Consider the following 26,652-nt stretch of genomic DNA (forward strand, 5'->3'; position numbering starts at 1 on the left):
CAGCTCTTTGCTTTCGAGGGTCTTTTCTCAAAGAGCCTTGATCTTTTTCCCCTCCTTAAGTCCGGCCAGATCCGTATCCAAAAGCACTTGTTCCCCTGGGGCAAGCCCTTCCAGAATGATGACTTCCCGGTCATTTTCCATGCCCTTAACCACCGGCCGGATCCGGGCTTTGCCCTCATGAACGGCCCACACCGCATCTCCCCCCTGATAAGGGAAAAGGGCGGTTTTGGGGATCATGAGCTGAGCCTCGGCTCTGTGGGTGATAAATTTAATATCCACCGTGCTGCCAATGATCACGGTTGATTCACTGTGCAAAAAGACGCTTACTTTAACCCGGTTTTCTTTCAAGCCCAGGGGGGAGATGCGTTCCACGGCTGAAGGGTCCACATTTTCGATGGTACCGGTGAGAAATTGATTCCCCAAATTAGTATCCTGAATGATTTCCACAGAATCCCCGGCCTTAGTGGAAGGAGCCTCTTTGGCCAGGATATAGCTTTCCACCTTATACCCTTTATCGGCAAAAACATTGAGGAGGAGTTGAGCGGCAGGGGCGAACTCTCCTGCTTTTAAATAAAGATCTTTAATTAAACCGTCTTCCGGGGCCGTTACCCTGGCCTTTTCAATCCTGTCTTCCAGCTGGCTGATTTGCGCCTGCAAGGCGTCTTTTTGACCGGCATAGATCTGTTCGCTTCCCGGTAAAGACTGCTGCTCATAGAGTAAATTCAGAGCAGCTTTTTGTTGTTCTAAAAAGTTCCGGGCCCTTTCGGACTGAAGCCGGATCTCTTCGTATTGGGTCAGGGAAATTGCCCCGGCTTCATAGAGAGCCTTCATCCGGGTGTGGTTTTGCTCAAGAGCCTGGGCATCCCTTTCAGCTTGTTCGATGAGCAGGGTTTGCTGCCGCACCAAGGCATTGATGGGTGCGCCGCTGGTCTGAAGGTGCTGCCCTTCCACACTTTGCAGCTGGGCTTTTAAAGCCGCCAGCTGATAGGCCAAATCGGTGGTATCCAGTTCCAGCAAGGTCTGCCCTTTGGTCACGGAATCACCATTTTGGACATGAACAGCCACGACTTTTCCATCTAAAGAATTATAGAGAGGCCATTCCTTAGCCGCTAAAACCTGTCCCTCTTCCGTAAATCCCCGGACAAATTCTTTCGGCTCCACAGTGAGTACGGTTCCTTCCAGGGGCTTAAGGCTCGAAGCCAGGACGGAGGCGAGCACAAGGGCGGCAATGACTCCGTAGAGAATAATTCGTCTTTTCCGGGTAGTTTTCTGGTTGTTTTTGAGGGTTCCCGGCTTCCGGCCTTTCTTAAAGAGTGAGAAGGGAAAACCCTTGGCTGGAGATGGTTCAACAGACATAGGAAGACCTCCTTAATTAGAGTAGAGTTAAGTTGTTTCAGTTACTCCTTGGTAGCTAGAATTTCCACAAAGGGCATGGCGATAATTTTTCGGTGAGCCCGTGTTTGGGCAAACCATACGGACAGGGCCGTTCCCAGCACTGCGCCGATCAGTGCCGAGAAGGGAACTCCCGTGGGGAGTGCGAAAAGATCGGAACTCAAAGATTGCCCCATCACTTCGGAGAGAGCATAAGAAAGGGGAATCCCCAGAAGAATGCCCAGGAGAGTAAGCAGCCATTGCTCCGAGGTAATCACTTTGAGAACTTCCCGGGGTGTCAGGCCGAGGACCCGCAGGGAAGCCAGCTCCCTTTGCCGTTCCGAAAGAGAGATAATACTGGAGTTATAAATCAGGGCGAAGCCGGCAATTCCGGCCAGGATGGCTAAAAAGTAGATGGTAAAGCCATAGGTGCCCATCATTTCCTCGATTTTAGCCAGGCTTTCCTTGGCCGATTCGATGGACCCCACTTGACCGGCATCCCGGTATTTGCTCTTCAAAGCAGAGACATCGTTTTCATTCATCCCGATGAGCATGGCGGTGGCGATCTCTCCTTGCTGCAGATAATCCTGCAGTGCACCGATTTCCATAAAAGCATTGAGTCCTACATACTGGGGGATGATGCCTCTGACCATCAGCATCTGCTCCTGTTCGGCAATCAGCTCACGGCTGTAAGGGCTTTTCACTTGGATGGAGTCCCCTACCTCCACTTGAAGGAGATGAGCCAGGCGCTGGGAAATCAGAATCCCATCCCGGGGCAGAGGGACTTTATTGCCTTTTTGGTCAAGGACATGATACAGGGTAGAATCCGGGGAGATCCCTAAGACGGCCACTTCTTTTTTATGCCATTGATGCTGGAGGGTGGCCGGGACTTCTAAAAGGGGTTCCAGTTCGGTGATGCCCGGCTCATGGGCCAGGGAATGCTGAAGGGGGCGGGCGGAGGCCGGACTGTTTAAAGAAATCTTTACATCATAGGTTTGCACCTGCTGGAATTGGAAGGTCGTGAGCTTATCGATCATATTTTCCATAGACCAGGATACAGACATTAAGCTGAAGACCACGGCCATGCCCACTACGGTGAACGCGCTGCGCACCGGGGCCCGAAAAACATTGCGGATTCCCATCTGGGTTTGAGACGTAAAGGCGCGCCACAGCCTGGGCAGTTTCTCCAAAGGTGTTTTCTTGGCTGAGCCTGGAGCCGCAGGGCGCATGGCCTCGGCCGGGTCCAGGCGGAGGATGTCCAGGCTCCCTTTAAGGCCGCTCAGCAAGCTGAAGATCAGGGAAAGGGCTGTTCCTAAAAAGAGATATTTCCAAGAAAAAGTGCTTGCCAGGCCGGGCAGGGCAAAAAACTCTTCATAGAGAGACGTCAAGGGAAAAGAAAGGGCAATCCCGGCCAGCCCTCCCAACAATCCTCCGACCCCGCCCACCAGAAGGGGATAGGATAAATAATGGAGGACGATTTCCTGATTGGTAAAACCGAAAGCCTTTAAGGTGCCGATGCTCCCCCGCTGTTGTTCAATGAGACGGCGCAGCATGGTATAGAGAATGATGCTGGAAACACCCAGAAAGACCATGGGCAGAGCCTGAGCCATGCCGCGCAAGCTGTTCAGCTCCCCCTCGAGGATGGCGTGGCTGGTCTGATCCTTGCGGGGAAAGATGCTTTGGAGGCCGTGGGGTTTAAGTTCCGTTTCCAGAAGTTCTTTAACATCCTCGAATTTTGTATCCGGCTCCAGGGAGAAGACGATGTCATTCACCTGGCTGGACTCCTTGACCAGCGTCTTAAGGGAGGTATAGGGCAGATAAGCCATCCCAAAGGTTTGGGGATCGGGATACAGATCCTGGGCGGAGCGCATAGCGTAGATGAATTCCGGGCTCTGAGCAGTTCCCACCACAGTAAAGGTGGAGCGCTTTCCCTCCAGAATCAGGGTGAGCTGGTCCCCCAGGGCCAATTTATTGGCAGCAAAGAATTTGGGATCCACCAGGATTTCCAGGGAATTGTCCACTGGAAAACGCCCGCTGAAGAGCAGAACCTGATTCAGCTCCGGGGGTGTTTCGAAGCCCATGGAAACCAGGCGCAGGGAGCGGTTGCTGTCGGATTGCTCTTCAAAAAGCCGGGCATCCTTGACGATGCGCCCCTCCACATGAGCGATCCCCTCAAGCTGAGCCAGCTTTTTCACCTGACTTTCGGGGTAGGCAGTCACTTTAACGAAGCCATCGGCAAAGTGAGTATCTTCATAAAACTTGCTTTGGGACCGTACTAAATTTTCCAGAACGATGGACATGGAGGTATAAGAGAGAAGTCCGATGATGATCACCACAATGCAGGCCAGATAGACCCCTTTGTTGGCTTGAATTTCCCGGAACAGTTTCTTTCTCAGCACTACCATAAAAGTTCCTCCGGCTGGAGAGGATGCTCATTGATCTGGATTTTTTCCAGCATCCCATCCTTGATAAAAAACACACGATTGGCCATCTTGGCGATCTCCCCGTTATGGGTAATGAGGATGATCGTCTTTTGGTAATCCCGGCTGAGCCTTTGTAAAGTTTTTAAGACCTGAATACCCGTTTGAATATCCAATGCACCGGTAGGCTCGTCACAAAGAAGCAAGGCAGGATTCTTGACAATAGCCCGGGCAATGGCCACCCGCTGCTGCTGCCCGCCGGAGAGCTGGGAAGGAAAATGCTCCGCCCATGGCTCCAGCCCTACATCCTGAAGGACTTCGTTTACCGACAGGGGGTCTTCAGCGATTTCAGCAGCCAGCCAAATATTCTCGGCAGCGGTGAGGTTGGGCATCAGATTGTAATGCTGAAAGACAAAGCCCACGGCCTGACGCCGGTAAAACGTCAGTTCCGCATCGCCGGCTTCATGTAAAGGCTGGCCTTGGTAATGCAATTCCCCCGTGGTGGGAGGAGTCATACCGCCGATAATGTTGAGGAGGGTGGTTTTCCCGGAGCCGCTTTGCCCAAGGATCACGATAAACTCACCGGCAAAGATTTGAAAATCCAGCCCTTTAAGAACCTCCAATTCAACTTCACCTGTTTGGTACACCTTGCGGATGCCTTTTCCTTCAAGTAAAAGCGTCATGGCAACGCCTCCTTATTTTTCAAACCATGGGCCAGGAGCTGGAGAAGATTATTGATGCTCTTCAGATAAGCGTCATCTTCAAAGACAAGGCCTGGGTTGCTTTGATCCAAGGTCAGATAGGCCTCCACCAAAGCAGCATGCATCCCCTTCATAAAATAAAGAGCGGTTGTGTAATCCACTGAAGGGTCCAGCTGCCCTAAGTCAAAGCCCCGCCGCAGCATATCGCTGTAAAAACCGGCGGACTGAAGGGCTTGTTCAGCCATCACTTCCTGACGCAGCGGGGCATTGCTCTCTTTAATAAACCGATCACCGAGAGCCAAAAGATCGGGATGCTCCCGGGCAAATTCCAGCCCTACCACAAAAACCCGCTGTAAGGTAGAGAAAAATTCAAAGCCTTCCCCATGGAGATCAGGGACTTTGGCGTCAAAATACTGGAGCTTTTTCTCCACAGAAAGGTCGAAAATGTACTTATATAAGTCCTTGAGGTTTTCGAAATACTGATAGAAGCTTCCCCGGGGGATCCCCGCTTGTTCAATGATGCGGGCAATGCTGGCCTGGTCAAAAGCATAGGCGGCAAATTCCCGGGTAGCGGCCTCAATAATGCGGTTTCTTTTTGCTTCAGGCAGATTAAAAAAGGTTTGGGTAGGCAAGGAAACCTCTCTCCTTTCGATGATACTATTTCCTATGAGGAACTTAATGAAAAAATGACACAGGTGTCATATTAAGTGTATGACACCTGTGTCATCTCGTCAAGAACAAGTAATTTTTTTATTCATGTAAGTCGGGGAGATTCACTCGCTGACACCGTAAGACTGAAGTTTGCGGTAAAGATTGCGCACGCTTATGCCCAGGATATGGGCTGTCTGAGTTTTATTGCCCTTGGCTTTCTTTAGAGTAGACAGGATATAGGCTCTTTCCACATCGTCTAAGGAAGGATAGGGATGCTCCTGAAATAGCTGCAGGAATTCTTCTTCTGAATCGGAAGCAGATGAGGGCTTGAGGGTCTGAGCGGACTTTTCCGGCCAAATGTCCCCGGGGGTGATGATGCCGTCGGCGGAGAGGATTTGCCCCCGTTCAATAAGATGGAAGAGTTCACGGGTATTGCCGGGAAAATCATAATTCAATAACTGCTCCTGGGTCTCCGGCGCTAAAGTATACCGCTCATGGAGCAACTCTTTGCGTGGGGTTTTCAGGAAGTGATGGACAAGGGGGAGGATATCCCCGCGTCGTTCCCGCAGGGGAGGAACCAGAAGGGTCAGGCCGTTTAAGCGGTAGAAGAGATCCTCACGAAACCTGCCCTGGGCTATTTCTTGCCCCAGGTCACGGTTTGTTGCCGCCACAATCCGCACATCAACTTGCCGCAGCCGGGTATCCCCCACCCGCCGGAATTCACCGCTTTCCAAAAACCGCAGCAGCTTGACTTGAATAGCTAAAGGCATTTCACCAATCTCATCGAGAAAGAGAGTGCCGTTGTCGGCCATTTCCACCAAGCCGATTTTTTGAGTTCCGGCACCGGTAAAGGCACCTTTCTCGTGCCCGAAAAGTTCGCTTTCGATCAGCGTCTCCGGGATGGCTCCGGCATTGACGGGGATGCAGGGGCGGTTGACCCGGGAGCTCCAGAAATGGATGGCCTGGGCAATCAGCTCCTTGCCGACACCGCTTTCCCCTTGGATGAGGACGGAGGTGTCGGTCTGGGCAACTTTACGGGTCACGTTCAGGAGTGACGTCATGGCTTCACTTTCGGCCACAATTTTTAATTCGGAAGCATGGCGGCTGACAACCTGGCGAAGACCGGTGTTTTCCAGCAGCAGCCTGCGTTTTTCCAGAGCTTTTTGCAGAGTGATTTCCAGCTCTGATAAATTGCAGGGCTTGGTCAGATAATCATAGGCGCCCAGTTTCATCGCTTCGATGGCGGATTCAATGGTCCCGTTCCCGGTCAGCATAATGACCTGCAGATCCGTTTGCATCTGCTTGATTTTGGGCAGCAGGAGCAGCCCGTCGCCGTCCGGCAGCTTGATATCCAACAAGACCGCATCGACTAAGGTATCGTTAAGGAAAGTCAACCCTTCACCGGCTGTGCCCGCCTCCAGGACCTCATAGCCTTTGCGCTTTAAACGCTGAGCGATAATGGCCCGCAGAGCCTCTTCATCATCAAGAATTAAAATTTTTTGACTGTGTTTCATGAGTTTTCTTCTCCTGCTTTATGGAGAGGCAGGCTGATGGTTACTTTAGTGCCCAGCCCTTCCGTACTTTCTAAGATCATGTCACCATACATCTTGACAATAATGCCATAACTCACGTATAGACCTAAACCCGTGCCCTGGCCCGGGGATTTGGTGGTGAAAAACGGGTTGAAGACCTGCTTGAGATGGCTTTGGGGAATACCCTCACCATGATCCTGGATGACAAACTGTATTTTATGATCCTCCCGGTAGCCCCGGACTTCGATGACCTTTCCTGGGGCAGAAGCATCCAGGGCATTGGTAATCAGGTTGAGCACCACTTGCTGCCACTCATTTTCATTGCCCAGGGCGAAGAGACTGTCCTCCGCGTGAAAGTGAACGCTGAGATGCTTTTGCCTCGCTTTATGCTCCAAAAGACCCAGGGTCTGAGCGCTGGCGATCCCGATATCAATAAGGTCGCTGCCTGAATCCCGTTTGCGGGCAAAACCCAGCAAGCGATCGGTGATCTGCTTGCAGCGGGCAATTTGCCCCAAAACCGTTTTAAAACCCGTCTTGATCTCTGCCTGGCTGGGGCCGGGATCCTCTTCATTTAAACGGTCAAGCAAATCTTCACTATGGGCGGCCACAATAGCTAAAGGATTGTTGATTTCATGGGCCACTCCTGAAGCCAAAAGCCCGATGGCAGCCATCTTATCCGTCTCAATCATGCGGGCTTCCATTTCCACTTCCTGGGTCACGTCATCGAGAAGCAGAAGATAAGCCGCCTGCTCCGGGTTATCCGGAGATAATTCATAATACATCTGGCGAAAATGCCGGCGTTCCCCCTGGAGAAAAACGGAGATAGTCCGGCCATTTTCCAGGAAGACGCCCTCCGTTTCCTGTCCGCCGATGACCTGCTCACAGGGGAGGTTGGCTGACGGCTGACCAAACCACTGGGCGAACTTCGCATTCCACCAGAGTATGCGCGCTTCCGCATCCAACAGGACCATTCCCGCCCCGACTCCGTCGACAACGGTGGTCAGGAGCTCCTTTTCGTTCTTTAAGTTTTCATTTTTTTGATCTAAGAAGTTGAGCAGCTGGTTAAAGGATTTGACCAGCCGGCCGATTTCATCCCAACTCTCAATGGGGATATGGGATTCCAAGTCCCCGGTCAGGATGATTTTCCTGACTTGAGACTCAAGATTTTCAATGGGGTGCACGACTTTCAAGCCAAAGGAAATACTGATAATCATCACCAGGGCCATGATCAGGATGGCAATGATAATAAGGTGAAAGGCAAATTCAAAGATGGGTTTATTTGCTTCATGTGCAGGCTGTTCGATAAATACTCCCCATTTGGGGGTATCCAGAGAAGCAAAGGCCCCAATCACCTTCACCCCGGCATAATTCTTATACTGGCTTCCGGCCGAAAAGGCTTCTCCGGCTATGAAATCCTGGATGGCAGGATTTTGGCGCAGGTCTTCCTGATGCCCATGAAGAGCGGAGTCTGTTTGTCCGATCAATGTTCCGGAGCGGTCAACCAGGAAAATATATTTTCCTTCACCTAATTGAAGATCAAAATAGCGGTCGATCACGGCTGTCAGCTCGATGGTCCCTTGCAGATACCCCAGGGGTTTTCCTTCCGTAGGGTCTTGAATAGCCACAGTAAGCTGGATTTCCGGTTGGCCCTCCTGAGAAAAATACAGATCGCTCAGGGATGAGGGCGCTTCAGAAGAGAGGCCAGGCCCCGGGGCGATGGCCGGTGCATCCGACGGGGCATCTGCCCGGCGGTTTAGTTGAGCGATACTTCTGAAGCTGGCATCATGAACCTTAAGCTCTTTAAGGGCCGGTTCTTTTTGCAGCAGGGTTTCCAAAATCAACCGGCGTGATGTATCGTCACTTCCCGTCAAGGCCTGAGCCGTAGCTGTCCTGGTAAAGGTCAGGCTGGTTTCGATAGAGGCTATAGCATCCTGAAGTTCCCGGGCCAGCACGGAGACCTGGTTATAGTTCTGCTCGTAAATATCCGTCTGGAGATTCTGCCGCACCGACGTAAAACCTAAATAGCCCAGAAAAAACAGCGGGAGAATGGACATGGCGATCCCAAATAAGAGAAAATGTACTTTTATGCGCATCCACCAGGGAATTGAGTTTTCTTTCAAGGGTTTGGCCTCCATCTCAATGCTTCATCATCGCCGCAATAAGACCTTCAGGAATGTTCAAAACGTCATGTCCCAAGCCTTTTCATGTCCCAAGCTTCTTTAAGTATATAATATACCCCTTTAATGTTCACGTCGAATTTTTTAAAACCTGTTATTGTTAGCCCCTTTCATTAGAAAAAGCCCTCCAGGTTGTGGAAGGCTTTTTCCGGATGGACTGCACCGCCCACGGTGCCTGAGGTTATTGGACCATTGCCCAGTAACCGCCCATGACGACGACAGAAAGAATATAGCCCAGAGGTACATTGACTAAAACCCCGGTGGTAAAAGCGGCAAAAGGTTTCCAGCCCACGGAAGTGAGATCTTTGAAGCGGGTGGTCAAACCGATACAGAGGAAGGTAAAGATGAAGGCCCAGTTTCTTAACTCTTTGAGGGGACCAATCACCTGCGCCGTGATATCTTTAGAAGCAGCGGGATCCGCTCCGGCCACCAAGGCAGTGATAATAATGGAAGCGACAAAAAATCCTAAAACAAATTTGGGGAAACGAGTCCAGATTTCACCGGCATTAGGTTTGGTTCCGTCCTGGCGTTTTTCCCATTTGGTGATGGAGATGAAAGCCATGATGAAGCACCAGATGCCAACGAACATATCCCGTCCCACTACCTTCATGAGGGTAAAGGTTTTGATGGCCTGTTCGTTGATGGAGGCTGCCGCAGCCATGCCTGCTGCGTCGGCGAATTCAGAGGTGCCAATCCAGGCTCCGGCAGGACCGGGAGGAATGTTTAAAGCCTTAATGAAGATAGGCAGAGCAAAGATCATGACAATAGCCCAAACGACAACCAAGGAAATAGCGATGGAAACATGCTGCTTCTCAGCCTTAACGGAACCCCCGATGGCAATGGAAGCGGAGACGCCGCAGATGGAGCCGCCGGCAGCCAAAGTAGCCGCAAAACGGTTATCTAAGCCAAAGAGGCGGGTTCCAGCCCAATAAATGGTCAGATAAGTGGTGACGGCAATAATGGTGGCCTGCAGAAAAGCCACGGGGCCGGATTGGAGAATTAAAGTGAAAGGAAGGGTAGCCCCCATCAGGACAATACCGGTTTTAACAAAGAACTCAGTCCGCAAGGAAGCATCCATAAATTTGGGAAGCTTAATAAAGTTACCGATAATCAGGCCAACGGCCAGAGCCAGCAGGGGAGCTTCCAGATTGAACTTTTTCATGACATCCCAGGAACCCAGGATGGTGACAGCGAGGCTCATAATAAAGACGACGGTAAATCCCGGAATAAATTGGCTTAATTTATGACCGAGAATTTTCACGGCAATGGAGAAGAGGACGATAAATAGCAGGTATAGAGCGATAATTCCGCCGACATGAGTGCTGATATAACTTGACGCTTTGCCGAATTCCGAATAACTCGGCACACTGATAGCCAACCATTTCATAGCAGTGCTGCCTGAAGACCAGAGTAAAATAGCCACTAAGACTACCCCTAAACCAAGCCAAACTGCCCAATAATCTTCCTTTTTCCAAAGATCGGACCAACCGCCGGAAGGAGAGGTTGGTTTTTTTGTTTCAACTTGTGCCATCTTAAAACCCTCCCAAAGTAGTTTTTAGACCTGTTTGCCAAAAGAGCTGGATCAGCCTGAGGAATGAAGTACCTGTCATCTCCTTTCGCCGTAGTTTGCTCAGGTAATATTTGATTTCGTAAACTTAATAATAAGCAATTCCTATGCCAACCAGGTTGCTCTTGTGAAAGCTAGCATAAACAGAGGGTTTCAGGGTGATTGGCCAAGCTGAGGAGGCCATAAAAAAACAGGCCAATTTGTCACAATCAGACAAATTGGCCGGACATTATGTCAGATATCAGGTCATAAAAAGGCCCAAGGACCGTCAATCGCGAGAAAGCCCTTGGGCCTTGGCGAAGATGGCAGCCTTCCGGCCTGAACCGTGGTGCTAGAGGACGCCCCATTTACGGGTATATTCAACTTTAAGGACAAATTCCTTATCCGTAAAACCATGATTCTCCAGGAGCTTGAGGGCCTCATTGAAATCATAAGTTTCCGTTTCCAAAAGGATGTACTCTTTTTTGCCCGTCATCGCCCAATCATTGTGGGCTGCGCTCAGAAGCTCCAACATAGCGGCGATCCGTTCCAAGCGGCAAGCCAAAAAGTCCTTTAAATTGCGGACAGCCTGGGGGCTGATGTGCTTAGCTTTTAAGATGTCTGCTAAGGGCGGCGTTTCCCCGGGTTCCCAGGTTTTTTCATAAAAATAGAAGAAAAATCGTGCCCTTTGTACGCAGGTTTCATTATCTGGGTGCATGCTTCTACTCTCCTTACTTTATATAAACTAGATATAAACTAGCCACAAGGCCTTGCCAGGCCAAGGTGACAGTTTTAACCATGCTGATCACTTGATTGTGGTCCAATAGTTGCCCATAATGACCACCGACAAGAGGTAACCTAAGGGGATATTCACCAGAACCCCGGCCGAAAAAGCGGCAAAAGGTTTCCAGCCCACTGAAGCCAGTTCTTTTAAACGGCTGGACAGCCCAATGGAAAGAAAGGTGAGAATGAAGGCCCAATTCCGCAATTCGATAATCGGGTTGATGACATGATCATCAATGGCTTTGGTGGTCACGGCATCAGTGGAAGCGGCCAAAATCGTAATGATAATAGAGGCGATAATAAACCCCAACACAAATTTCGGGAAGCGGAACCAGATATCCGCAGCATTGGGGGTGGTTCCCGAATAGCGTTTTTCCCAGCGGGTGATGGAGGTGAGCGCCATGACAAAACACCAGATGCCGATAAACATGTCACGGCCGACCACCTTCATCAGGGTAAAGGTTTTAATCGCTTGTTCGTTGATGGCCGCGGCGGCAGCCATTCCCGGAGCATCGGCAAATTCTGCCGTACCAATCCAGGCTCCCGCCGGCCCGGGGAGAATGGCTAAAGCTTTAATCGCTAAAGGCAGGATAAAAATCATGACAATGGAGAAAAGAATAACCAGGGAGATGGCAATGGACACATGCTGCTTTTCCGCTTTCACCGCACCGCCAATGGCGATGGAGGCCGAGACACCGCAGATGGAGCCGCCGGCAGCCAAGGTAGCCGCGAAGCGTTTATCGAGACCCAAAAAGCGTGTGCCCGTCCAGTAAATGGTGAGGAAGGTGGCCACAGCAATAATGGTGGCTTGGGCAAAGGCGGTGGAGCCGGCCTGAAGGATCAGGGTAAAAGGCAGGGAAGCACCCATGAGCACAATCCCAAACTTGACATAAAACTGAGTCTGCAGCGCAGTGCTCAGCCAATAGGGAATCCGCAGGAAGTTGCTGATTAATAGCCCTGCTAAAAGGGCCAGCAGGGGAGTCTCGATATTATAGTGCTTCATGATATCCCAGGAACCTAAAAAGGAAACCAAAATACTTAAGCCAAAAAGAAAGGTAAAGCCTACTAAGAAGCCTTTGACTTCGCCGGTTAAGACTTTGATAGCTGCCGAGCATAAAACAAGCAAAAACAGATAAAGTGCCAAAAGAGAGTTTTTATGAGTGAAGAGATAATCCAGCCCGGTATGATAATCGCTGTAGTCGGGTATTTTCAGGACGATCCAGTTCATAAAATGATTGCCGGTACTCCAAAGCAGGATAGCGAGCAGCACGATGGTCAGACCCAGCCACATGGCCCAGTAATCTTCTTGCTTCCAAAGATCAGACCAGCCGCCTGAAGGAGCCGTAGGTTTTTTGGTTGTGGATACATAGCCCAATGGTTTATCCCTCTCTTTTTCCAGCCATTTAAGCCTATTGTCACATGTTCGTTCGCTGTCGTCAACAAGGGGTGTTGCGAGGGCAAGATATGGCAAGTTTTTTTGCCCTGATGGTCAGATTGGCAGAGGAGAATTACAATTTATGGAGAAGAATACTTATGGAAAAGAATATTATAATGAGGGAAAATGAACCGCTGCCCAAGCCGCTGTTGTGAGCAGTTGAACTAAGTCTATTTTGACACGGCACCGGAACCTTTTTCAAGACGTATTGAAAATTTTGGCTACAATGTTTGGACCTCAGGTTATGGCACTGGGAATATCAATGGTAATAAGAGTAAGAATGTAAAACAGGAAAGAGGGATGAAGATGGATCATTTAAAGGATAACCTAAACAAAATGGTCGATGCCGCCAAAGAGCGCATTGACGGCGCAGTGAAAAAGACAGAAGAGTTCTTGGATAAATCTGAGGTGAAAGAAAGGGTTGAAGGGATTAAAGATTTGGCCGAGGATAAAGCTGAGGTTATAGCGGGGCGGGCGGAAGGAATTAAAGATTACATCGAAGATAAGCTGGAAGGCGTGCTGGAACGTGCCGAAGAACTAAAAGATGCGGTAGAAGACAAGGCTGAAGGAATTGCCGATAAATTAGAAGACCAAGCGGAGAAATATAAGGATAAGATTGAGGGATTGTTAAAGAAGAAACAGCCTTGAGGAGCTCACCTTTTATAAGAAAATAAGTCTATTAAAGATGCCATTTCCACCCTGATTGGGATATGGCATTTTTTTCTTTTTATTTACAAAAATATTCTTTTTCTCGCAAAGGCCGCTTTTTATTTATGTTTTTTTAGCAATAATGTAATATATTAAAGGTGAACTTTTTTTACAAATAGGCTAGCTAATCCATTAACCAAAGGATGATGCTGATGATTGACTTGCAGACCTTATTTATCATGACGATATCTGTTCATTTTGTCATTGCCATATCGATGCTAATCTACTGGAAAACCCAAAAAACCTATCCGGGATTCGGCTATTGGGCCATGTCTAATGTAGTTGCCGCAACATTGTATGTTCTCACTGCAGCCAGACCTATCTTACCTGTTTTTGTATCCATTATCGTGGGTAATATTGCAGCCATACTCGCTATAATGATTCGGTATGAAGGGGTCAGAGCCTTTACCGGCCAAACCGTTGCGACGAAGAAGAGAAATATAGTGTCTTTGCTTAGTATTTTCATCATCTTGGTTTATTTTACCTATGTGGATGATAATCCCTTAATGCGCCTGTTCTTCCTTACGATCTGGCTTATTTATTATGGAGGATGCATTGCCATTGGCATTCTTAAAGGAGGAACGATCTCTCACAAATTAACACCATGGATTATCTCCATATCCCACGTTTTTTGTGGTATTGTTTTAGTATTCCGCAATATTGTCTGGTTCTTGGATCCTTCTGCCCGCAACGCTCTTCAACCGGTATTCATTAATATTATGCTTGCTTTTACAGAGCATATCATGGACGTCATCGTGGCGATGGCCTTCCTGATGCTCAATAGTCAGAGATTGGCCCAGGAACTGTTTGAATCCCAAAAGGAGTTAGAAGATCTGGCAACAACAGATCCACTGACCGGAATTAGCAATCGTCTCAAACTTAACGAGCTTGGCAATAATGAGATGATACGTTCACGAAGATTGAATCATCCTTTTTCAGTTATTGTCTTTGATATTGACCATTTTAAAGAGGTTAACGATACCTGCGGCCACCCTATCGGTGATAAATTACTTGTTGAACTAACCCAAAAAATCAAAGCAGAGATCCGGGATATTGATTTTTTCGGCCGTCTGGGCGGGGATGAATTCGTATTGCTCTTTCCGGAAACCTCCATCCAAAAATGTCATGCTGTTGCGGAGCGATTGCGTCAGCTTACCAATGATGTTGCCCTGCAATTTGAGGATATAAAGGTACATGTAAGTATTAGTCTGGGCATTGCGGAAATGACTCTTGAAGACTCCACTATAGAGGACCTTCTGAAACGTGCCGACGAAAATCTCTATAAGGCTAAACACTCAGGCCGGAATATTACCTTTGGCAAAGACGATTCTTTGGAATTATTATCAAAAATATCTAAAGAAAAGCTGGAAAACTAAGATGTACCGCTATCTTTTATGCAAAAAAATGATATACTATGTATTGTAAAACAACACAAGGGGGCGTTTTAGACTCGCTCGGGGAAGCGGTGGCAAGAGTTGCGCGTCGAGATTCCACCTGGTCTCGTTAAACGGTGGACCTTAATAGTTAACAACGATAATTACGCTCTAGCAGCTTAATTGCCGCTAGCATCCTGCCTTCTTAGCCTACGATGAAGGGTCAGGGTGTCAAATTAGTAGGACCGCTCTAATGACAATTCTCGGAGTCATTAGCTAAGATTATCGAGATAGCCTCGGAAGGATCCTGCCTTCTGGAGCCCATGAGGCGAAGTTTAAAGAGAAGGATACACGCGTAGACGCTTTTGTGGCAGCTCTTCGATACAGGGGTGCAATTCCCCTCGCCTCCACCAAAATGAACGACGGTTGATGTTTTGAAACATTCTTTTTGGAATGTCTAAATATTAGTCGTTTTTTTATACCTCAAACCCCTTATTTACCTGGGTTGGGCTTAGCCCTGTATTGAAGACTTACCGCAAACTAATTATCCAAAAACATAAATTTGCACGCACGAATAGTGAAAAAGACGACATTCGAACATGTTTGTCTAATTTTTTTTCTGCTCCTGCTTGTCATAAAATGAGCGTTCATAGGCATTGGGTGTTCTATAGCCCAATGTAGTATGTGGACGCTCATTATTATAAAATTCCATATACTTACGGATACGCTGCTTGAATTCGCCTAGTGAATGGTAGTTAGTACGATAAAGTTCTTCCTTTTTCATAGACGAAAAGAATGATTCCATGACAGCATTATGATGAGGCCTACCCGATGGTGAAAATGATTGTTTTATATGCAAGGTCTTTAATAACTTTTGAAAAGCATGGGACGTATATTGCACTCCTCTGTCACTATGAAAAATTAATCCATCCGCCGGTTTTCGCTCTGAATAGGCCAACTTAAAGGTAGAGGTAATCAATTGCGTGCTATGCTTTTGTGAAATCTTATAAGCTATGACCTTTCTGGAATATAGATCGATGATTGAACAGATATAATATAATTTGTTTTCAAGTTTAAAGCAGGTTACATCACTGACCCATACCTGATTGGGAGCCTTTACCGAAAAGACCATTTTCAAAGAATCCTTTTTCTTTTCATAATTAAAGCGGGTATAGTTCTTTTTAGCCTCCGTTCGAATGCTATATAGGTTCATCTCCTGCATTAACTCGGCAACCATTTTATCGCTGACAACCTCACCTTGATTGGCTAAAATAGCTTTGATTTTTTTGGCACCAAAAATCTGATTACTCTCTTCATATATTTGCTTGATTCGTTCACTCAGCTGAGTTCTGCGGATTTGATAACTATTGTTGTCCTTCTTGTTGCGAAAAATGTGATTGTAAAATGTGCTCCTTGGAACATCTAGAGCTTCACAAAGCACATGAACGCTATATTGTCCATAAAGTAAGGAAAGCTCGCGCAGCTTTTCCTTGAGCGGAGAGGATACTGTGCAGTTTACTTCTGCAATACTTCTATTTTTTGCTCGAGTTTTTCCAGGTGCTGTTTCATTTTTATAAACTCAGCAGCACTAACCCTATAGCCTGTGTCGGTATGGGTAGCTTTATAAGGTTTTAACCAAGTGTAGAATGTACTTCTGGCGACACCGGTCTCAATGCAAATATTCGTCGCTGATTCGCCGTTGTGATATCTTGCAACCAATTGATGTTTTTCTTCTGTAACAAATTTCAATTTTAATTCCTCCTAGATTTTTTGGATTTATTTTTGATTAAAATAGACTTTACTTTAGTAGCTTATCGGCAAGTTCGTGATGCACAAGCCATATTAATGTTTATAATGCTGCTTTCACTAGAATATTGAAGATTCAGGTGATATTTGGTATAATTGGGCAACAATTGATCGTATACTCGTGCATTTAAAGACAGGTGCTCGATTGTGATATTACGGACATTATGAAAATTACCGATGATAAGTGATGTATGTACACAAGAGGTGAACTGGTTGATTTCCACCAGGCAGGTTTGAATCAACAACGGCTTTTACGGTGGGATAAGGACTCCTACGATAACATTAAATCAGATATAATGGCTGGCATCCAACGAGGTGAGAAAATCAACCGACAATTGGCCAAGGTGGGATGAACGGTCATTCGAATTTGGGAAGGCGATACTATAAAGGACATGGTGCGATGTTTGGCAAAATTCTTGAGATTTAGATTCACAACGCGGTTGCCACAATAGAAGGGTGCCGAGACCAATCTAGTCATGGGAGAATAAACGTTATAAATTGTGCACGGACAATCGGGAATTTTGTATGTAAAACACCCAGCGCCTGAGAGGGGGATAAAGATGGCAGGCAACACGCATGTGCCAGATAAGTTACATGGATATACACTTCAAGTAAGACATATGATGTGTGAGCTAATATCTCTTGACTTGGAGAGAATAGTTAGCGTTGAAGCATTAGAAGATGTAGCGATTGAATCCGAAGATGGTGTTGTTGTCGAGCAAATTAAAAGCGTCCAATCAGGCAATAATCCTATTGCCGATCGATCTGAAGTATTTTGGAAATCACTATATAATTGGTTTCAATACATAAAAAATGGTGATTTCTCATTGGATAAGACAACATTTCGATTTGTAGTTATTTCTAATAGAAACGTTACTACTGGTGTAATTCCTGAAGCTTTTCATTCGGCACATACCGATGAAGATGCAAAAGCCGCTCTTAAAGCTGCCCAAGATGCTCTCTGGGGAACCGAAAATGAGTTGAGAGCACAGGTTCCTAGTGGGTATAGTTCATATTTAGATAGTCTCTTTAATGCTGGAAATTCAGCCATTGTAACGCAAATAATCAAGGCCATGGAGATAGAGACTCACCCATCTAATTATGATAACAGTTTTTATAAAAAGTTTTGTAGTCAGCCGATTCCGCCTGAATATTCTGAAGAACTTTTTACCTACATGTTAGGGTGGGTATATGAACGAGTTAATGCACAGACAAAGCATGGTTTGCCTGCTTATATTAAATGCCAGGATTTTAGAGATACACTGCAATCACAAATCAGGAGATACAATCAAAATGGAATTCTCGCTTCTGTAGCGACACGACCCGGCGAACATGAAACGCAAAAGGAACTGGATAGACAAGACATTTATATAAAGCAATTAGGATTAATTGAACTGGATGTTTCGGATAAACTCAAAGCAGCTAATGATTTTCTACGGACAAGCGCTGAAAAAACAGCGTGGGCAGAACGCGGTATTGTCGCTCCACAAAGTTTTGACGATTATCATGATGGTTTGATTAGAATATGGAGTACTCAATCACGTCTCATGTCTTTTACACCATCTCCTACCGATATACAAAGCGGACAAAGACTGTATCTTATATGTCAAGATGCTGTTCGCACTGCCAAAGTGCAAGGAAATGATACGCCGGAATTCTTTGGCGCGGGATCACTTCACGTGCTTGCGAATGAACCATCTCAAGAGCCTTTGATTGGGTGGCATCCTATGTATAAGAATTTGTTAAAGGCAAGTGGTGGCACAAAATGAGTAATAAATTGAATCGAGAAATATATCTTGTTCAAAACCCTTCGATTGGGGCTGCTATACTCTGGCGTTTCATTTGTGGTTACTATAGTAAAGAAAATAAGGACGCGCCATTTCCTTTACTATTCCTTGTTTTGCCGATTATTTTTAGGCAGGATTTGTGCGAAGTAATAAAAAGTACACAGAAAAAATCAGGGCTCGTAAAGGTTTCTGAAAAGCTTTTTAGTGGTCGTAAAAATGATCAACTTTATTATATTCATAATGCGGCAGAGCAATATAAGCAGCTTACTTTGTCATCAATAAGTATTGGGATAAGTGCCAAGCTGTTCATTATTGACACAAAGACCGCATTCGTGCTTCCATTAACACAATCAAATAAGACTAGTATTATACAATCCGCAAAATACCTGTTAGATGCCGCAGAAAAGCTTGGGATATGGTGCTCAGAGTTAACATTACATGAAATTAGCACTCTCCTGAAAGTGAGGTTTTGATATGAAGTTTTTGCTGAATTCAATTATTCTGTGGCCTAAGAAAAAGGAATTCGCTTATAGACAAATCCCGTTTGAATCTGACAAAGTGAATATTATCACAGGTTCATCACGAACAGGAAAGTCTGCAATTATACCTATTATTGATTATTGTCTAGGTGCAGATAAATGCACAATTCCTGTTGATATAATAAGAAACGCATGTGAATGGTTTGGCGTCTTATTTGAGCTTGATAATGAACAAATTTTGTTATGTCGAAAAGAACCTGGAGTACATAACTCTACAAATGAAATGTATTTTTCCAGAGGTATGACAGTCGAAATTCCGGATAATATCGAAGCAAACGTGACCACACCACAAGTTAAAAATATACTAAATGAACTTTTTTCAATGTCCTTTCTTGATCTCGATCCTGCAACCAGTAATTTTTCAGCACGCCCATCTTACCGTGATTTTATGGCGTTTATTTTTCAGCCGCAAAATATAGTTGCTAATGCGGATGTTCTTTTCTATAAAGCGGATACGAGTGAGCATCGGCAAAAGCTTATCAATATCTTTCCATATGCATTAGGGGCTGTTACTCCCCATGTTCTAGCTGCCAGACAAGAGATAGAGCGTTTGCGTAAGGAAAAAGATAAATTAACACGGGACTTAAATAACATTAAAGATGTAGCGGAGAATTGGAAGCAAGAAGTGCATTCTTGGATTGCTCGTGCACGTGAATTAGGCTTAACTAAATATACATGGAATGGCGAGGATAGTTTTGAACAACAGATTCATCAGTTGCGACTGATTGTCCAGAAAAGTGAAGAAGAGTCCATTATATCCTCTAATAATGTGAAAGATGTATCAGAAGAACTTACTCTGCTGCGTAAGGAAGAGCAAGAAGTATCTTCAAGGTTGTTTGCATCTCAGAAGCGATATTCGGAAATGAGGCAACTGTCGAACTCTGTTGGTCAATATGATCACTCTTTACAAATACAGTTGAATAGATTGGATATATCAACATGGCTTCGAACAATGGCGACAACAGACGAAAGCGCATGTCCCATCTGCGGTAATGTACATAGTGATGCCATATCAGTTTTAGATGATCTCTGCGATGCAATCGCGGAGATTGAAAAAACCGCTGGTGATATGAAGGTTGTTCCAGCAGCATTTGAGAGAGAATTGCAGATAGTTGATGAGGAGATTCAGTATCTCTCTGAGAAGATATCGGCAATACGGCGTCGGATAAATGAGGAGAGCGGAAAATATCAGGACAACGCGGATAGAAAATATACTTTAAATAATGTAGCGCGTTTTCTTGGTAGAATGGAAATAGCAATCCAAACTTACGATAGGATAGGCTCTGATAGCGAGTTAGAGCAAAAAATCCAAGAAATAGATGCTCGTTTATCTGAACTCCGAAAGATAGTAAATGAAAATGAAATCGAAAGGAGGATTAAGGCCGCTTTACGATATATTGAAAGCGAAGCAAACAAAATTGTATCTGGGCTAGATGCTGAACGCCCGGGTGATCCTATAGAATTCATAATTAAAGACCTAACAATATGTGTCAAGAATGCTTCTGGACGTAGCGACTACCTATGGGAGATAGGGAGTGCCTCTAACTGGTTAGCTTATCATATTGCTCTTAGCCTAGCGTTTCAAAAATTCTTCCAAGAGCGCGGAACGATATCAATGCCTAGTTTTTTGGTGTTTGATCAGCCTAGTCAGGTCTATTTTCCACAGAAACTGGCTCGCAGAAACGAGGAGAATAGCATAGATGATCAAGTGAACTTGAAAGATGAAGATAAAGAGGCAGTACAAAAGATATTTACTACGCTCTCGAAATATATTGTGGATACAAAGGCAAAAGTGCAGATTTTAGTGATGGAACATGCTGACGAGGATGTATGGGGTGAAATCAAAAACATTCATCTAGTTAAAAGATGGCGTGGTAATAATGAAAAGCTTGTTCCAGTAGAGTGGGTGAATTAACTAATCGAGAAGAAAATGTGTTATTTGTTGATAGCCTTGGTATATTGGAGCTTAATAATAAAATTATAGCCTTTGTCAAAGAATGGATGTCTCTTTCATTAAGATGGAGGAAATATAAGGAGTTGCTTATGAGGCTCATCAGTTTTTCAGTGACTAATTTCCGCAGTATTACAACAGCGCATAGGATTAAAATGAGTAATATGACAGTGCTTGTTGGAAAGAACAATGAAGGAAAATCAAACATTTTACGAGCGTTGTCATTGGGAATGGATATAATGAGATTTTATTCGGAAAATCCTCGAATGGCGCATATATCTATTCGTTCATTGAGAGTACGTTATAATTGGGATATGGATTTCCCAATTTCTTTGCAAGAGCGGAAACCAAATGGAATGTCATCAGTTGATTTTACATTTGATTTGACAGACGATGAACTCCAAATTATTAGAAACACAACAGGCATTCGTTTAAACAGCTACTTGCCAGTTCGGGTATCAATGGGTAAAATTGATGCGAAAATTGATATCCCCAAACGAGGCACACCCGCATTTGCTAACGCAGCTAATAAGCAACGGATAATCGAATTTGTTTGTAATAAAATTGATTTTAACTTTATTCCTGCAGTAAGAACTGACAGCGATGCTATTAAAGTAGTCGAAAGACTTATTGATAGAGAGTTATCTGCCTTAGAAGAAACTCCAGAATACGCAACGGCAACCTCTACTATTGATAGGCTACAACAACAAATTTTAGATGACATATCGGGTAGAATTGTGGAACCTTTACAGACCTTTCTTCCTTCAGTCAGAGCTATACAAATTCATATTCAAAAAGCTCAACGAAGAGCAGCCTTACGTCGTAATATTGAGGTTGTTATAGATGATGGTACTGCAACAACGATTCAATCAAAAGGAGATGGAATAAAAAGTTTAACGGCTCTTGCAATGCTTAATATTTCGAATAGACCTGATAGAGTTTCCGTTGTTGCGATTGAAGAACCGGAATCGCATTTGCATCCTGAAGCAGCAAGGCAGTTATATAAAACAATATCAGATTTGTCAGAGAATTATCAAGTAATACTAACAACGCATAGTCCTTTGTTTGTCAATAGGACAAACCTACAAGAGAACATCATAGTAGACGGAGGTAAAGCAATCCCAGTAAAACGAATAAAGGAAATTCGCGAAGTATTGGGTACTATTATTTCAGATAATTTGATTAACGCCGAAAGCGTTTTAGTGGTTGAGGGAGAGGAAGACAAAATTATCCTTGAAAAGCTATTGCCTCATATGAGTGATAAAATTAAGAGAGCGCTAAATAATGGTACTTTTATTATTGATTATATTGGAGGTGCTGGTAATCTCTCGTATAAACTCTCCTTGCATAGAAATATTCAATGTAAATATCATATTCTCTTAGATGACGATGATGCAGGCAGAAATGCGGGTGAGCAAGCGATAACCCAAGATTTTGCAACAATTAGAAATATTACCTATACAAAATGTAATGGTTCTCCAAATGCCGAGTTGGAAGATTGTTTTAATAAAGACGCATATAAACAAGCAGTATTTGATGAATTTGGAGTAACACTGGATGTAGGTAATTTTAATAGTAAAGAAAAATGGTCAAAGAGGGTTGCCGCTTGTTTTATGTCTCAAGGCAAACAATGGGGAGAAAGAATTGAAACAAAAGTGAAATTAGCAGTAGCCAATGCAATGCCTATCGATGCGGGCGTAGCATTGAATCCGCATAAATGCACTTCAATAAATGCACTGGTTACTGCCTTAGAAGCAATGATTCAATAATAAATAAAAATAAGTTCTGGCAATAAGGAGGAATTATTAGATTGACTTGGTGGGATTCGAACGGCCGTTAAGTCACCGCTCCTTATCCTCTCCATAGCATCGCGTCTTTTCATCTCCACCAAAATTTTAGGCAGTAAAAAGATACCATGCGGGCAAATCCGCATGGTATCAGACTTTTGAGGGCATTGACAGATTGACTTTCATTGCATAGAATGATATTATAATGGCAAAAATACAGGGTATAATTTATTGTCGTAATATCATTTTAGGGAGTGAGAATATGGAACAGGCAGGATATGGGGAACACATTGCCCATACAGTCAGAAATGTGCCTTATGAAGCGGCAATCCAAACCGAGGATATCGCCGGAGAGCTGGCTAAGAAGTTTGCGATTCCATACAATCAGGCAAAGACCATAACCAATGTTAAGCTGAAGCGGATGGCGGACAAGGGCGAAATTGAACGGCTGCAAAAAGGCATCTATTGTCATGTGAAGCAAACCTTTTTCGGAAAGGTCACGCCCACCGCTGACCAGGTGCTGTTAAAAACACTGATGGTTCAAAACGGAGCAAAAATAGGGTATGAATCGGGTGCTTCCCTGCTCAATAAGCTGGGCTTGACAACCCTGATCCCCCGTGATATTGAAATCACTACGAACCGTTACGGCGCCAAGCTGCCGGAAGGCTGCCACATCAAATTGCGTAAGCCGCCCATGCCCGTGACGGATGAGAATTGGAAGTACCTTCAGTTTATCGATGTGCTTATGTATCTGCCGGATGCACATACGGATGCGGAAAAACCGGAAGTATTACTGCGGCAACATGCTAAAAAACAGCAATTAGATTACCTTACTCTGATTTTCACGGCACGCAAATATTACCCGCAGAAGATTGTGCTGCCGCTTATTGACCTGCTTATGGAGGTGGAAAATGAAACTGCATCAAGATAAAGAAGCGTTCAAAGATATGCTCGCTGACGTCAGTAAGAGAAGCGACATCCGAATCGACATCCTGGAAAAGGATTATTACCTCACCCTGCTTTTATGGGAATTATCACAAAAGCAGGGTGCGCTTCCTGCTTACTTCAAGGGCGGTACCGCCTTGTATAAAGCTATCGGTCGCATGAAACGCTTTTCCGAAGATATTGACCTGACGGTTGAAATACATGACTGTTCGAAAAGCCAAGGCAAAAAGCGTTTAGAGACAGCGACCAATAGCTATACGTCTCTGCTGCGGACAGCAGACAAATCAAAAGAAAGTAATCAACGTGGCACCATAACCAGTGTCTATGAATACGATCCCTTGGTCACTTTTGACGCTGATGACTCACTCCAGCGCTTTGGGTATGTGAAAATAGAAGCGACATCCTTCACCATCAGCGAACCGCTTGAATCCCTTGAAATTTCACCCCTGCTCTTTTCGGAGGCAACCCGGCAGCAGCGAGAGGCTATCGAAACCAAGTATGAGGTGAGACCGTTCGCCATCAAAACAATCAAGCTGGAACGGATTTTCGCAGATAAAATATTGGCGGCTGAGTTTTATTATCAGCGTCGCATGCTGTTTGATGTGGCAAAACATCTTTACGATCTGACCACCATGATGGAGCAGGACAGAATACAGACCTTGCTGGCCACGCCGGAAAAATTGATTGAAATGCTTGCTTATAAGCGCAGAGAAGAAAGAGAAAGAATCGGAAGCGACCTTGCGGAAAAATCGTTTTCTGAATTCCGGCTGTTCGAGGCAATTGGTGCAGATGAAGAACTCTCCACTGCATTTTCAAAGATGCAAGATATTTATGTGTTTCTTAAAGAGGACATTGTTTCACCAATACAGATGTCCATGCGCATGAAAGAACTGTATCAGACATTGCTTAAGTTGGATGAAAACCTTGAAATGACACAAACTGCCGATGGAAATATGGGGCTAAAAATGAGTTGATATCACAGCGGCAAAGAAAAGAAGATAATTGGCATCTTTTTTTACCTAACTTCTCAATCAAACCCACCAGTTTTAGAACATAATAAGAACGAAAGCCTTGAGGCACAAGACGTCTGTGCACTCAAGGCTTTTTTGTTAGGCTCTGTCTTCTATGGCGGCCACGATGCAAATGCAAAGCTTATCTAATTTTAAATTTCGCGACTTGGGTGAGAAGTTCTTGAGCCGCATTTTCTAATTGGCCGGAGGATTGAGCAATCGTTTCGATTGAAGCTAATTGCTCTTCTGAAGAGGCTGAGATTTCCTGCATACCAGCCGAGGCTTGTTCAACCACTGCGGAAATATTTGTGGCTTGATGAGCAACTTCTTGTGTCTGATCATTGATTTCCCCTAAGGCTGCGGAAACTTCATAGGAGTTTTGCGCAAGCTCAGTAATCGAAGCAAAGATCTTTGCAAAGCTTTCTTTAGTATCTTCTGCCGAAGATTCCATAACAACAACGCTTTCTTTAGCCTGATTCATATTATTAACCGCTTCATTAACCTTGCTATTAATGCTATTGACAATATCTTCAATTCTCTTAGTGGAATTACTGGATTGCTCAGCAAGTTTGCGGATTTCTTCGGCTACGACGGCAAATCCTCGCCCTGCATCACCAGCGCGGGCCGCTTCGATCGAAGCATTTAAGGCCAGTAGATTGGTTTGTTCAGCGATACTGTTAATAGCCCCGATCATGTTGCGAATCTCATCGGCCATTGTCGCCAGTTGAAGTATCGATTGACCAACAGTATTCGAATACTTGTTGTTTTCTTCTATTTTTTGACTTTGACGTTCAAGAGCCTTTTGACCTTCTTTAGCAAGCTCTAATGATTCTTTGGCCTTGTCTGCACCAACCTCTGTTTTTTGCGTAGCTTCGCCGACGATATGATTAACCGTAGCAATCGCATCTGTTGAACCTTGAATCATTAAAGCCTGATTGCTGTTGCCCTGAGCCATTTCGTTTATCGTTGTAACGACTTGGGTTAAACTCTCCGTGGTTTCCTCAGTTGTCGACGATAATTGCACAGAATGAGATACTAAAGCCGAGGCAACCTCTTGAATGTTGACGACAAGTCCCCTTAAGTTGTGAGTCATTGTTTTAAGACTATGATAAAGTCGGCCGATTTCATCTTTTGACTTGATTTCAACTTCAAAGTCTGTCAAATCTCCCCTCGCAATTGTTTCGACAACAGAGGATAACTCGACGAGGGGCTTCGTAAATCGTTTGGCAAAGATAAAGCCGAATAAGCCGACAATAACGCTCACAGTAAAAAGCAAGCCGATTGAGATATACAGGAGTTTATTAGCGGAAGCCATCGCCACCGAAACGGGGGTTTCCACAACGATTAACCAGCCCGCCTGCTCGTGCAAAGCATGGCTGACAATAACCTCTTCACCTTGAATATTTGCCGCTTGCATGGTCATGTCCTGCCCAGTAAAACCTGTTTCCACAAATTCTAAAGAGCTGAAATCTTCCTGGTTTTGAACATATTCCATATGGGGATGGGCCAATACCGTCCCTTGTCTGGAAAGCACATAGACGTTTGAACCGTCCTCTGAAAGATCTGTGACAAAATCACTGAGCTGGGCGAGTTGTATGTTCGCTTGAAGAACTCCGACAATGTTATTATTCATATCACGAACAGGTGTAGAGATAACGACGATCAATGCACCGGTAGCCTTCGCAACGATAATATCGGATACATACTCTTCAGTCCCGTTCATGGCTTGGTTAAAAAAATCCCGCTCAATGATGTTGGTTAAAGCATCATCATTACTTTTAACGACTTGTTGTCCTTCAGTATTGTCAAGAGCAATAATAAGTTCGGGATTGACTTTAACGGCATCCAGCAGAATATTTTTCGCATTAGGTAAATCGAAATTGCGGATGGCCGGCTGATTAGCGACCATATGTAGGGTATTGAAATTTTTATCTAGCATCCCGTTTATTTCAGCTTCAGCAATTGCTATTTTATCCTCGCTTAGCTGATAGGTACTCTGTTGGGAGTCTGAGATAAAAGAGGGTATGGATACGGCAGAAAAGATTAACAGTGGAATTAAACTAGTAGCTAAGAACATCAAAAATAATCGTGTCTTGAGTTTCAAACGAATTCCTCCCTATAATATCTTAT

Annotated in this window: 20 protein-coding genes and 1 other RNA gene; 9 read left to right on the forward strand and 12 right to left on the reverse strand. The window is 45.0% G+C overall.

Annotated features, from left to right (window positions below; all coding sequences use genetic code 11):
* Positions 1–27: 27 nt before the first annotated feature.
* The 9 genes from DESLBE_RS18855 to DESLBE_RS18895 form a co-directional block, all read right to left on the reverse strand.
* On the reverse strand, positions 28–1,356 hold the full coding sequence (locus DESLBE_RS18855) for an HlyD family efflux transporter periplasmic adaptor subunit (protein WP_144677891.1): 1,329 nt from the start codon (positions 1,354–1,356) through the stop codon (positions 28–30).
* A 41-nt stretch (positions 1,357–1,397) separates the two neighbouring features.
* Positions 1,398–3,776 carry an ABC transporter permease gene (locus DESLBE_RS18860; protein WP_144677892.1) on the reverse strand — a complete coding sequence of 793 codons (2,379 nt, stop codon included), beginning with the start codon at positions 3,774–3,776 and terminating at the stop codon, positions 1,398–1,400.
* On the reverse strand, positions 3,770–4,474 hold the full coding sequence (locus DESLBE_RS18865) for an ABC transporter ATP-binding protein (protein WP_144677893.1): 705 nt from the start codon (positions 4,472–4,474) through the stop codon (positions 3,770–3,772). The genes DESLBE_RS18860 and DESLBE_RS18865 overlap by 7 nt, the downstream gene beginning before the upstream one ends.
* Entirely contained in the window at positions 4,471–5,124 is a 654-nt protein-coding gene (locus DESLBE_RS18870) for a TetR/AcrR family transcriptional regulator (protein WP_144677894.1), read from the reverse strand. The genes DESLBE_RS18865 and DESLBE_RS18870 overlap by 4 nt, the downstream gene beginning before the upstream one ends.
* 141 nt (positions 5,125–5,265) lie before the next feature.
* Positions 5,266–6,657, reverse strand: coding sequence for a sigma-54 dependent transcriptional regulator (locus tag DESLBE_RS18875; protein ID WP_144677895.1), 1,392 nt, complete (start codon positions 6,655–6,657; stop codon positions 5,266–5,268).
* Positions 6,654–8,810, reverse strand: a complete 2,157-nt coding sequence (locus tag DESLBE_RS18880; protein ID WP_172625454.1) for an ATP-binding protein — start codon at positions 8,808–8,810, stop codon at positions 6,654–6,656. Before DESLBE_RS18880 ends, DESLBE_RS18875 begins: the two co-directional genes overlap by 4 nt.
* Before the next feature lie 223 nt (positions 8,811–9,033).
* Entirely contained in the window at positions 9,034–10,383 is a 1,350-nt protein-coding gene (locus DESLBE_RS18885; protein WP_144677897.1) for a putative sulfate exporter family transporter, read from the reverse strand.
* A gap of 367 nt (positions 10,384–10,750) precedes the next feature.
* Positions 10,751–11,116, reverse strand: a complete 366-nt coding sequence (locus tag DESLBE_RS18890) for a hypothetical protein (RefSeq protein WP_144677898.1) — start codon at positions 11,114–11,116, stop codon at positions 10,751–10,753.
* 87 nt (positions 11,117–11,203) lie between these two features.
* Positions 11,204–12,556 carry a putative sulfate exporter family transporter gene (locus DESLBE_RS18895; RefSeq protein ID WP_144678690.1) on the reverse strand — a complete coding sequence of 451 codons (1,353 nt, stop codon included), beginning with the start codon at positions 12,554–12,556 and terminating at the stop codon, positions 11,204–11,206.
* 360 nt (positions 12,557–12,916) lie between these two features.
* On the opposite strand from DESLBE_RS18895, the gene DESLBE_RS18900 reads away from it, so the two are divergent.
* The 3 genes from DESLBE_RS18900 to ssrA all read left to right on the forward strand — a co-directional run bounded on the left by DESLBE_RS18900 (position 12,917) and on the right by ssrA (position 15,110).
* A complete protein-coding gene (locus DESLBE_RS18900; RefSeq protein ID WP_005815757.1) occupies positions 12,917–13,264 on the forward strand; it encodes a hypothetical protein in 348 nt (115 codons plus the stop codon).
* Between the two features lie 212 nt (positions 13,265–13,476).
* Complete coding sequence (locus DESLBE_RS18905; RefSeq protein ID WP_144677899.1) at positions 13,477–14,700, forward strand: GGDEF domain-containing protein; 1,224 nt, start codon at positions 13,477–13,479, stop codon at positions 14,698–14,700.
* Positions 14,701–14,759: 59 nt separating this feature from the next.
* Positions 14,760–15,110: a transfer-messenger RNA gene (gene ssrA, locus DESLBE_RS18910) on the forward strand.
* A 194-nt stretch (positions 15,111–15,304) separates the two neighbouring features.
* On the opposite strand, the gene DESLBE_RS18915 is transcribed toward ssrA, so the two are convergent.
* Both DESLBE_RS18915 and DESLBE_RS27130 read right to left on the reverse strand, forming a co-directional pair.
* Entirely contained in the window at positions 15,305–16,225 is a 921-nt protein-coding gene (locus DESLBE_RS18915; protein WP_243131406.1) for an IS3 family transposase, read from the reverse strand.
* On the reverse strand, positions 16,213–16,446 hold the full coding sequence (locus DESLBE_RS27130; protein ID WP_243131349.1) for a helix-turn-helix domain-containing protein: 234 nt from the start codon (positions 16,444–16,446) through the stop codon (positions 16,213–16,215). The genes DESLBE_RS18915 and DESLBE_RS27130 overlap by 13 nt, the downstream gene beginning before the upstream one ends.
* A gap of 617 nt (positions 16,447–17,063) precedes the next feature.
* On the opposite strand from DESLBE_RS27130, the gene DESLBE_RS18920 reads away from it, so the two are divergent.
* From DESLBE_RS18920 to DESLBE_RS18945, 6 genes are all read left to right on the forward strand, one after another.
* Complete coding sequence (locus DESLBE_RS18920) at positions 17,064–18,272, forward strand: ABC-three component system protein (protein WP_144677900.1); 1,209 nt, start codon at positions 17,064–17,066, stop codon at positions 18,270–18,272.
* Positions 18,269–18,763 carry a three component ABC system middle component gene (locus DESLBE_RS18925; protein ID WP_144677901.1) on the forward strand — a complete coding sequence of 165 codons (495 nt, stop codon included), beginning with the start codon at positions 18,269–18,271 and terminating at the stop codon, positions 18,761–18,763. The genes DESLBE_RS18920 and DESLBE_RS18925 overlap by 4 nt, the downstream gene beginning before the upstream one ends.
* 1 nt (position 18,764) lies before the next feature.
* On the forward strand, positions 18,765–20,744 hold the full coding sequence (locus DESLBE_RS18930) for a DUF3732 domain-containing protein (RefSeq protein WP_144677902.1): 1,980 nt from the start codon (positions 18,765–18,767) through the stop codon (positions 20,742–20,744).
* Positions 20,732–22,549 carry an ATP-binding protein gene (locus tag DESLBE_RS18935; RefSeq protein ID WP_144677903.1) on the forward strand — a complete coding sequence of 606 codons (1,818 nt, stop codon included), beginning with the start codon at positions 20,732–20,734 and terminating at the stop codon, positions 22,547–22,549. The genes DESLBE_RS18930 and DESLBE_RS18935 overlap by 13 nt, the downstream gene beginning before the upstream one ends.
* Positions 22,550–22,829: 280 nt before the next feature.
* A complete protein-coding gene (locus DESLBE_RS18940; RefSeq protein WP_172625455.1) occupies positions 22,830–23,498 on the forward strand; it encodes a DUF6088 family protein in 669 nt (222 codons plus the stop codon).
* The gene (locus DESLBE_RS18945; protein WP_144677905.1) at positions 23,479–24,486 is read left to right on the forward strand and encodes a nucleotidyl transferase AbiEii/AbiGii toxin family protein; all 1,008 of its coding nucleotides are present in this window, start codon (positions 23,479–23,481) and stop codon (positions 24,484–24,486) included. Before DESLBE_RS18940 ends, DESLBE_RS18945 begins: the two co-directional genes overlap by 20 nt.
* A 178-nt stretch (positions 24,487–24,664) precedes the next feature.
* Here DESLBE_RS18945 and DESLBE_RS18950 read toward each other — a convergent pair whose 3' ends face one another.
* Positions 24,665–26,626: a methyl-accepting chemotaxis protein gene (locus tag DESLBE_RS18950; protein ID WP_144677906.1), complete on the reverse strand. Its 1,962-nt coding sequence runs from the start codon at positions 26,624–26,626 to the stop codon at positions 24,665–24,667.
* Between the last annotated feature and the right edge of the window lie 26 nt (positions 26,627–26,652).

The organism is Desulfitobacterium sp. LBE (assembly GCF_007830365.1).
Lineage (GTDB): Bacteria > Bacillota > Desulfitobacteriia > Desulfitobacteriales > Desulfitobacteriaceae > Desulfitobacterium > Desulfitobacterium hafniense.

Bases quoted from the DNA above. Each gene is read 5' to 3' on its own strand.
- DESLBE_RS18875 (WP_144677895.1), bottom strand. From the start codon at position 6,657: ATGAAACACAGTCAAAAAATTTTAATTCTTGATGATGAAGAGGCTCTG.
- DESLBE_RS18945 (WP_144677905.1), top strand. From the start codon at position 23,479: ATGAAACTGCATCAAGATAAAGAAGCGTTCAAAGATATGCTCGCTGAC.
- DESLBE_RS18920 (WP_144677900.1), top strand. From the start codon at position 17,064: ATGGCAGGCAACACGCATGTGCCAGATAAGTTACATGGATATACACTT.
- DESLBE_RS18905 (WP_144677899.1), top strand. From the start codon at position 13,477: ATGATTGACTTGCAGACCTTATTTATCATGACGATATCTGTTCATTTT.
- DESLBE_RS18885 (WP_144677897.1), bottom strand. From the start codon at position 10,383: ATGGCACAAGTTGAAACAAAAAAACCAACCTCTCCTTCCGGCGGTTGG.
- DESLBE_RS18865 (WP_144677893.1), bottom strand. From the start codon at position 4,474: ATGACGCTTTTACTTGAAGGAAAAGGCATCCGCAAGGTGTACCAAACA.
- DESLBE_RS18860 (WP_144677892.1), bottom strand. From the start codon at position 3,776: ATGGTAGTGCTGAGAAAGAAACTGTTCCGGGAAATTCAAGCCAACAAA.
- DESLBE_RS18890 (WP_144677898.1), bottom strand. From the start codon at position 11,116: ATGCACCCAGATAATGAAACCTGCGTACAAAGGGCACGATTTTTCTTC.
- DESLBE_RS18880 (WP_172625454.1), bottom strand. From the start codon at position 8,810: ATGGAGGCCAAACCCTTGAAAGAAAACTCAATTCCCTGGTGGATGCGC.
- DESLBE_RS18930 (WP_144677902.1), top strand. From the start codon at position 18,765: ATGAAGTTTTTGCTGAATTCAATTATTCTGTGGCCTAAGAAAAAGGAA.
- DESLBE_RS18855 (WP_144677891.1), bottom strand. From the start codon at position 1,356: ATGTCTGTTGAACCATCTCCAGCCAAGGGTTTTCCCTTCTCACTCTTT.
- DESLBE_RS18900 (WP_005815757.1), top strand. From the start codon at position 12,917: ATGAAGATGGATCATTTAAAGGATAACCTAAACAAAATGGTCGATGCC.
- DESLBE_RS18925 (WP_144677901.1), top strand. From the start codon at position 18,269: ATGAGTAATAAATTGAATCGAGAAATATATCTTGTTCAAAACCCTTCG.
- DESLBE_RS18940 (WP_172625455.1), top strand. From the start codon at position 22,830: ATGGAACAGGCAGGATATGGGGAACACATTGCCCATACAGTCAGAAAT.